An 8,883-nucleotide genomic window follows, 5' to 3' on the forward strand; every position below is an offset into this window, starting at 1 on the left:
CCCGCAACGATGGCCCTGTCGAGTCCGTTTGTTTAGCGTCGGACCCGCCGCTTCAGCAAAAAATCTTACAAAACCTCTCGGACGCAAGCCGTCAGGCGCAGCGTCCGGGGGGTTTTGCAAGAGCCTCTGCTGATAAAAAGCAATCGGTGTCGGCGCGACGCATCGGGTAGGGCAGCGGCGTCCCGCCGCGCCGCAGGCTGCAGGAAGAAAGCAATCGGCGCGGCGAGACGCCGCTGCCCTACCCGCTTCCGCGCTTTCCCTGATCCCGCTTTTCAGCTTTCAGTTTTCAGCTTTTCAGCTTTTCTCTTCAGCGAGACGCCGCCGCCCTACCCGCTTCGCGCATTCCCTGATCCCGCTTTTCAGCTTTTAGTTTTCAGCTTTTCTCTTTGCGCCTTGCCCAATCGTTTCAAACCCCGTACTGTTTCCTCATGAATCCGTCGCCCTTCGCGCAGCGAAAAACGTTGCCGCATCAGGTTCCTTCGTGGGTCGGACAAGGCGCCCGGCATTTCGTGACGATCAACGCGCGCGACCGCGCCGCCGCGCCCTTCGCCGCGCCTGCGGTTGCCGGCGTCCTGCTGGATAATCTACGGGTCTACGAGACACTGGGGAAATGGCACATCTGGATCGCTGTCATCATGCCGGATCATCTTCATTTCATCGCCACGTTCAATCTGGACGATGCGATTCACAAGACGGTCGCCGCCTGGAAGGGGTATCAGACCCGGACGATCAAGCTTCAGTTTCAGCGCGATTATTTTGAGCATCGCCTGCGGGACGAGGATGAATTCGTGGAGAAGATGATCTACATCCGCGAAAACCCGGTTCGCAAGCAGCTTGTGACATCGTCCGCCGACTATCCGTATATCATCGGATCGGGCGGCAGCAACTGGTAACTGGCACGTGGTGTCGGCGCGACGCATCGGGTAGGGCAGCGGCGTCCCGCCGCGCCGCAGGCTGCTGATAAAAAGCAATCGGTGTCGGCGCGACGCATCGGGTAGGGCAGCGGCGTCCCCGCCGCGCCGCAAGGTAGGGCAGCGGCGTCCCCGCCGCGCCGCAAGGCACATGGAATGGATAAAGGCATTTATCGAGAGCGGGCGCGCCATCGGGATCGCCATCGAATATGCGGGATTTCGCTCCCGCCCCCGATGACCCACACTGCCACACGCTCACCCATTTGCCCTCGGCGCGGCGAGACGCCGCCGCCCTACCCGCTTCCGCGCATTCCCTGATCCCGCTTTTCAGCTTTCAGTTTTCAGCTTTTCTCTTCGGCGGGACGCCGCCGCCCTACCCGCTTCGCGCATTCCCTGATCCCGCTTTTCAGCTTTCAGTTTTCAGCTTTTCTCTTCAGCGAGACGCCGCCGCCCTACCACGCTGCGCGCATTCACCCACGCACCCACACACCCACACACCCACACACCCTTCCGCCCCTCTGCCTTTTTCTCTGAAAATCACCCTTGCGCGTGTGTGTTCCGAAAGCTTATTATTCTGAAAACTAAGCGCGGCGTCTGACGCGGGCGCCCTGCGTGACGGCCATTCACACGAGTGGAGGTGCGACATGACGAAGATCCAAACGGCGGCGCGGGCACTGGCGGCTTCCGTGCTGGGACTGGCCGTTGTGGCACAGGCGCAGACGATCCACTGGAACTTCGGCACCAACGCCGTCCCGCTGGCCGCCCCCGTTTCCAACACGGCGGTCAACGTCTCCGCCGGGGCTCTCACGCACGGCAATAACAACGGCACGACGGATCTGCTGACGACCAACTCGGTCTCGACCACTTACGCCGGCGCCTCGGGTAGCTATAACGCCGGGGCCGCCGCGCGCACCGGTCCGCTGAATACCAACGACACCGGCTCCGCCTATTTCACCTTCACCCTCACGCCCGACGCCACGAACACCCTGCGCGTGACGGGCCTCTCCTTCGGCAGCCGCAGCACCTCCACCGGCCCGCAGGCGTTCGGCATCCGCTCCAGCCTCGACGGTTACGCCGCCGATCTGGCGGCCGGAACGCTCGCGAACAACCAGACCTGGGCGCTGAAGACCACCGCCTTCACCGCGATCTCGCAGACGCCGGGCACGCCGCTGACCGTGCGCATTTATGGGTATGATGGTGCCGGGTCTCCTGTTTCGGGCACCGCCAACTGGCGGATTGACGATCTGGCCGTGGCGGTGTCGGCCGCCGGGACGAACACCCCGCCGGTGGTTTTGCCGATCACCCCCCGGACCGCGCGGGCGGGGACGGCGTTGAGCCTAGCGGTGACGGTGGCGCCGACCGACAACGACCCGGTGACCGCGACCAACGTCACGGCAGCGATGAGCGTGGCCGGCGCGTTCGGTCTGGCCAACGGCGTGTTCACCTACACGCCTGCCGCGGCGGATCTGGGCGAGCAGACCTTCACCTTCACGGCTCAGGACAAGGATGGCGTGAGCGAACCGGTGGCGGTGGTTGTGACCGTGCGGCGCGCGCAGACGCCGGCGGTGGCGCTGGCGGCCGCTGCGGGCGCCTACGTCCAGGACTTCAACACGCTGGAAGCCTCCGGCACGCCCGAATGGGACGATGCGGCCTTGCCGCTGCCGGCGTGGTACGCCTGCGCGGGCGCGGTAGAGGTGACGCAGTACCAGACGGGAACGGGGTCGAGCACCAGTGGCGGCCTTTACTCCTACGGCGTCGCCAACGCTGGCGACCGGTCGCTGGGATCGCTGGCCTCCGGTTCGTCTGGAACGATTCGCTTCGGCGTCGCCTTCACCAACACCACCGGGCTGGCCGTGACCAACCTGACGATCGGCTTCACGGCGGAGCAGTGGCGGGTGGGGGCGAGCGCCGCGACCAACACCCTCTCCTTCCACTACTGCATCACCAACCGCGTGCTGCCGCTGAGCGCCGCCGCGGAGTGGCGTCCGGTCGCGGCGCTGGACTACGACTCGCCGCTGACGACCGACACACAGGCGTCCGGCGCCTGCCACGCGGCGGCGGCGCGGAGCGCGGCAATCACCCGGTATCCGATCCTGCCTGGCGAGGCGCTTCTGCTCCGCTGGAGCGATCCCGATGATACAGGCAATGATCACGGCCTGGGGATCGACGATCTGACGGTGGCATGGGCGGCGGGCGCGCTGCTGGAGGCGGTTCCGGTGGGGCGGGCGGGGGCGGCGGAAAACTTCGACGAGATGGGGCGCGACGCCCCGGCGACGCTCGTCTGGCCGTGGCGGACCGAGGCGCGGGGCGGCGCGCCGCGCACGAACGGCCCCTATGCGTCGGCCGGCACGCGCGCGCTGCTGGCCAATACATCGGCGGGTTTCACGCCAGCCGGAACGTACGTCTTCACAGGACAGGCGCTTGGCGATCAGGCGGTGGGCGGACTGCCCGGCGGCGAAGAGGCCGCGACCGTGACGGTGTACGGAAAATTCCGCAACACGGCGGGGATGGCGATCCGGCGCTGGCGGGTCGGGTATGCGACCGAAAAATACCGCAACGGCACGGCATCCACCGCCGTGCAGCTGCGGGTGTCGGCCGATGGCGCGAACTGGGGCGCGGCGGGCGATCCGGCCGCGTTCGCGGCGGATGGCGACACGGCGGGGGTGGCGGCGGGGGCGGGTCCGCTGGCGACGGCGCGGGTGGATCGCGAAGCGGCTCTGGCCGCAGCGATCCCGGAGGGCGGCCTTTTTTATCTGGCCTGGCAGATCGCCGTCACGGAGGGGGAGAGCGTGGCCGGGGCGCAGGCGCTGGGAATAGACGAGGTGCGAATCGAGCCGATGTTTCCCTCCGCAACGGTGCTGTTGGTAAGGTGACCGAGAGGGAAAAGCGGAAAGCGGAAAGCGCGAAACGCGTGTGTGGGGGGAAAGAGAAGGTGCGAGCCGCATGCCAATGGAGGAGCCCCCCTGATAAAAAGGCAATCGGTGTCAGCGCGGCGTGCGAGATAGGCGGGGCTTCCGCCCTTTTCTTTGGCATTTTTCTTGATCTGCGGCGCGGCGGGACGCCGCCGCCCTACCCGCTTCGCGCATTCCCTGTTTCCTGCGGCGCGGCGGGAGGCCGCGGCCCTACCCGCTTCGCGCATTCCCTGTTTCCTGCGGCGCGGCGGGACGCCGCTGCCCTACCCGCTTCGCGCATTTCCTGTTTCCTGCGGCGCGGCGGGACGCCGCCGCCCTACCCGCTTCGCGCATTCCCTGTTTCCTGCGGCGCGGCGGGAGGCCGCTGCCCGCTGCGCGACAGGTCACGCATCCGCAAAAACAACACCCCCCGCAGCGGATGCCGCGGGGGGTGTTTGTCGGTTTGATTAGACCGTCCGGCTTACTGCGGCAGGATCCGGGCGCGGAAGAAGTTACCGACCGGCGTGGTGAATGTGTTGGTGGCCTCGCCCAGCACATTGAATTCCGTCACGGCATTCGTAATCCCGGCGGCGGCCGGCCAGTCATTCGTCAGGCTCACCTTGGCGTCGATCAGGATGTTCACCGTCAGACCGCTTGCCGAGGCGTAGGCGACGCCATTCGTGAGGGCCTTGACGACGATCGTCGAGTCGGGCGTGCCAACCGTGAAGCTGGTGATCACGTTCGTCACCGCCTCGTTCACATACGGATTGAGCTTCATCGCCTGTTCGAACGCCAGCGTGTTGTCATCCATGTCAAGCGCATCATCCGGCGTCTTGCCAAAGTCGCGGATCCAGGCGATCTCGTCTTCGCTCATGCCGGCGAACTGCGCGGGGAGCTCTGCGGCCGTCTTGGCCTGATCCAGCAGCACCTCCAGGACGTTCGTGGCGGGCTGGGTTCCGTCAGGCGCAGGCGACGTGACCGTCCGGTTGTCCGAACCGAGCGTGAACATCGCGGCGGTGCCGGTGTCCAGCTTGTTCGTGTACCACGCGCTGGCGGGCGCAGCGTATTCCTTGGACCAGCCGTTGGCATAGTCATTGTCCGTGGCAACGGGGATGTAGGCGACAAATACGCCATTGGTCCATTCCTCGATCACGTACGAAAAGACCGATCCGGTGAACACGAACGACGGCACATCGCGGGTCACGACCACGTCATCGATAAAGCCGGAGCCCTTGAAGGAGACCGCGTTCAGATACGTATCCGTGTCACCAGAAATGGCCGACAGGAACAGCCCCGCCGAGGCATTGGCATGGGTGACGCTATTCGAATTCACCTTCAGTTGCGCCCAGACAAACGCATTCTCGTCGCTGCTCAGCGTGATTGACAGGCGGTACCAGGCGGCGGGATTGATGAGCGCGCCCAGCAGCGTCGTTGTGTCTATCACCGAGTTTGTCAAGACGAACGCCTCATTCACGATCACGCCGTGCCGGATCACCAGGTTGCTCGCGGCATTCACAAAGAAGGCGAACTTGGTGTCAAAGGGGGTCTCGACCTCCTCCGGGCTGCCGTCGATCAGGTCAAACCGGACCATGGTGTCCACATAGAGCGCGTCCGACAAGAAATCGATCGGCGTGGTGTTCGTGAACGACAACACGCTGTTCCCGGTGTCGAGTTGCAGCACGTTGGTGTGCGTGACGACGCTGTTGGTCAGCGGCAGTGATGTCTTCGTGTAAACGTACACCATGTTGGTGATGGCGGACAGGTCTTCATCCGTGCTCGACCAGCCGGTGAGGTTGGTCGCCAGACTCCCATTCGCCGGTCCCTCGAACGACTCCGAAAGGATCGGGTCCGCGATCGCCTGGCTCCCGATGGCCAGGGCCAACACGGCCACGCCCATCCGGAGCGTTTGTTTTGTGACGTTCATGTGTGTCTCCTGTGTCAGGATGTTAATACCCCAAGCCTCCCCTTGCGGAGAGTGTTATTACCAAGTGTCAGCATCAGTGTAGGCAAGGAAGTTTGAGCCGTCAATGAGAAAATCATGAAGTTTTTCCATCCGCCGCGTCAAAAATAGGAGTATACTGGCGGGGTTTGAGACGGGAGGTCGGGCGTGGAAATCTGTGTATTGGCGAGCGGCAGTTCGGGAAACTGCGTGTACGTGGAGGCCGGGGGAACGCGGATCCTGGTCGATTTCGGCCTGAGCCTGCGGGAGGCGGAGGCGCGGCTGACAGGGATTGGCCGGTCGTTTTCGGAGATCGCCGCCGTGTTATGCACCCACGACCACACCGACCACTGCCGCGGTCTGGCCTCCGCCGCCCGCCGCCACCCGTTTCGCCTGGTCGCCAACGAGGGGACCGCCCGCGCGGTCGAACAGACGGGGCGCGCCGCCCAAGCGGCGGTTTCCGCAGGTCCGGGCCGCTGGGACATCTTTGAAAGCGGCGCGACGTTCTCCGTGGGCGCCCTGACCGTCGAGAGCTTTGGCGTCCCCCACGACGCAGCCGACACCGTCGGGTATGTGTTGAGCGATGGCGGGATCCGCCTGGGGCTGTGCACCGATCTGGGGATGGCCACCGCGGTGATCCGCAGGCGCCTCGCCGACTGCGACGCCCTGATTTTGGAGTTTAATCACGATGTCGAGATGGTGCAACACTCCGACCGGCCCTGGTCGCTCAAGCAGCGGATCCTCAGCCGGATCGGCCATCTGAGCAACGAAGACGCGCGCGACCTGCTCGCCGAGCTGGCCTCGGAACGGCTCCAGGTCGTCTTTCCCGCGCATCTGAGCGAGGCGTGCAACACCGAAGCCCTCGCGGAACGGGCGGCCCGCGCCGCCCTCCAGCGGGCAGGGCGGTCCGCCACGCGGGTGGTCATGACCCATCACCACCGGGCCACGGAGGTGGTGGTATTGTAAGGCGGGACGGGGGAGCGAGGGACACATGCAGACACATAAGCAAGCGGGCGCGGTGACCGTCCGGCTGGTGCAATTGGAGGTTTTGCCGGCCCGGCCCGAGGTCAACACGCGCCGAATGCTCGACGCGGTGGCGCGGGCGCGCGCCGACGGCGTGGCGCTGGTGGCCTTCCCCGAGCTGGCCATTCCGGGGTATCTGCTGGGCGACATGTGGGACCGCCCCGCGTTCCTGCGGGCGTGCGAGGCGTGCGGGGAGCGGATGCGCGAGGCCTCGCAGGGGATCCTTGTCGTGTTCGGCAATGTGGCGGTCGACTGGGAGAAGCGCGGCGAAGACGGCCGGGTGCGCCGCTACAATGCGCTGTTCTTCGCCGAAAACGGACGGTTCTGCGCCTCCGCCGTGACCCGCCTGCCGTTTGTCGCCAAGACGCTGCTCCCCAATTACCGCTGTTTTGACGACGCGCGCCACTTCTTCGACACCCGCCGCCTGGCGCTGGAGCAGGGCACCACGCCCGACCGGATGATCGAGCCGATGCAGACCTCGCTCGGCCTGATCGGCGGGCTGCTGTGCGAGGATGCGTGGGACACCGACTACGCCTTCTCCCCGGCGAAGATTCTCGCTCACAAAGGGGCCCGCTTCCTGATCAATGCGAGCTGTTCGCCATTCACCGGCGACAAGAATCACAAACGGAACCGGGTGTTCAACCAGCTCGCGTGTGACACCCGGCTGCCGCTCCTCTATGTCAACACCGTCGGCGTGCAGGACATCGGCAAGACGGTCTACATGTTCGACGGGGCGAGCTGCATCTACGACGGCCACGGGAACGCGGTGCAAGCCGGCCCGCCGTTTGAGGAGGCGGCGGCCACGGTGACGCTGCCCGCGGACGGCGCGCCCTTCGGCGAACCGGTCGCGCCCCGGCGCGACAGCACGGCGGCGCTGGCACAGGCGCTGGAGTTCGGCGTGCGCGGCCTGATGCGGCGGCTGGGCATCCGCCGGGTGGTGGTGGGCATCTCGGGGGGCATCGACTCGGCCCTCACGGCCGCCCTCTATAGCCGGATCCTCGCGCCGGAGGATTTGCTGCTGCTGAACCTGCCCGGCCCGTTCTCCTCGCAGACCACGCGGGGGCTGGCGCGGCGGCTCGCCGAGGCGCTCGGCGGTCGCTATGCCGAGGTGCCGATCACGGCGGCTGTGGAGCTGACGCGGGGACAGATCGACCATCTGCCGCTCACCGGGCCGGGCGGCACGCCCGCCGGCGCGCTCACGCTTGGCGCCCTCGACATGGAAAACATCCAGGCGCGCGATCGGGGCGGACGGGTGCTCGCCGCGGCGGCGGCGGCCTTCGGCGGGGTCTTCACCTGCAACGCCAACAAGGCCGAGATCACCGTCGGATACGGCACCCTCTACGGCGACATCTGCGGCTGGCTCGCGGCGCTGGGCGATCTCTGGAAGGAGCAGGTGTACGCCGTCGCCCGCCATCTCAATGCGGAGGGGTTTGACCGGCCGGTGATTCCCGAGGGGATTTTTGCCATCACGCCCTCCGCCGAACTCAACGCCGCGCAGGCGGTGGACGAGGGCAAGGGGGACCCGCTCATCTATCCCTATCACGACACCCTCTTCCGCGCCTGGGTCGAGCGCTGGGATCGGGCGACGCCCGAGGATATCCTGGAGTGGTACGCCAGCGGCGAACTGGAGGGACGCATCGGGTACGCGGGAACGGTCGCGGCGCTGTTCCCGGATGCTCGGGCGTTCGTGGCCGACCTGGAGCGGTGGTGGATGCTTTATCAGGGTCTGGGCGTGGCCAAGCGGCTCCAGGCGCCGCCGGTGCTGGCGGTGAGCCGACGCGCCTTCGGCTTCGACCACCGAGAAGCCCAGCTCGGCCCCTGGTTCTCGGACCGCTATCAGGAGCTCCGCGCGCGGGTGCTCGCGTAAGACGAGCGACCCGGGGTCAGTTATCCATGTAATCGGTTAGCGACAGGGGTGTGTGAGTGTGTGAGTGTGTGAGTGGGCGCGACAGCGGGTAGGGCAGCGGCGTCCCGCCGCGCCGAAAGAGAAAGAGAATGCGCGACAGCGGTGTGTGGGCGTGTGAGCTGTCGGGGGCTGAGCAGAATTCCCCTTTCAATTCGATAGCGATCAATGCCTTGATCCATTCGCTGCGGCGCGGCGAGACGCACCCACACACCC

Annotated in this window: 5 protein-coding genes; 4 read left to right on the forward strand and 1 reads right to left on the reverse strand. The window is 66.1% G+C overall.

Translation table 11 applies throughout. The annotated features are described in order from the left end of the window. Positions 1–428 precede the first annotated feature (428 nt). Positions 429–893, forward strand: coding sequence for a hypothetical protein (locus FJ222_10675; protein ID MBM4164883.1), 465 nt, complete (start codon positions 429–431; stop codon positions 891–893). Positions 894–1,555: 662 nt separating this feature from the next. Further along, complete coding sequence (locus FJ222_10680) at positions 1,556–3,784, forward strand: hypothetical protein (GenBank protein MBM4164884.1); 2,229 nt, start codon at positions 1,556–1,558, stop codon at positions 3,782–3,784. A 499-nt stretch (positions 3,785–4,283) separates the two neighbouring features. Here FJ222_10680 and FJ222_10685 read toward each other — a convergent pair whose 3' ends face one another. Next, positions 4,284–5,726 (reverse strand): hypothetical protein, encoded by a 1,443-nt coding sequence (locus FJ222_10685; GenBank protein ID MBM4164885.1) that lies wholly within the window; start codon positions 5,724–5,726, stop codon positions 4,284–4,286. 183 nt (positions 5,727–5,909) lie between these two features. Here FJ222_10685 and FJ222_10690 point away from each other — a divergent pair, with 183 nt between their 5' ends. Together FJ222_10690 and nadE are read left to right on the forward strand one after the other, a co-directional pair. After that, the gene (locus tag FJ222_10690) at positions 5,910–6,707 is read left to right on the forward strand and encodes an MBL fold metallo-hydrolase (protein MBM4164886.1); all 798 of its coding nucleotides are present in this window, start codon (positions 5,910–5,912) and stop codon (positions 6,705–6,707) included. A gap of 25 nt (positions 6,708–6,732) precedes the next feature. Continuing rightward, positions 6,733–8,631 (forward strand): NAD(+) synthase, encoded by a 1,899-nt coding sequence (gene nadE / locus FJ222_10695; GenBank protein ID MBM4164887.1) that lies wholly within the window; start codon positions 6,733–6,735, stop codon positions 8,629–8,631. Positions 8,632–8,883 lie beyond the last annotated feature (252 nt).

It is taken from the genome of Lentisphaerota bacterium, assembly GCA_016873675.1.
Taxonomy (GTDB): Bacteria; Verrucomicrobiota; Kiritimatiellia; order RFP12; family JAAYNR01; genus VGWG01.

Coding starts and splice junctions, on each gene's coding strand:
- FJ222_10675 (MBM4164883.1), top strand. CDS start 429: ATGAATCCGTCGCCCTTCGCGCAGCGAAAAACGTTGCCGCATCAGGTT.
- FJ222_10680 (MBM4164884.1), top strand. CDS start 1,556: ATGACGAAGATCCAAACGGCGGCGCGGGCACTGGCGGCTTCCGTGCTG.
- nadE (MBM4164887.1), top strand. CDS start 6,733: ATGCAGACACATAAGCAAGCGGGCGCGGTGACCGTCCGGCTGGTGCAA.
- FJ222_10685 (MBM4164885.1), bottom strand. CDS start 5,726: ATGAACGTCACAAAACAAACGCTCCGGATGGGCGTGGCCGTGTTGGCC.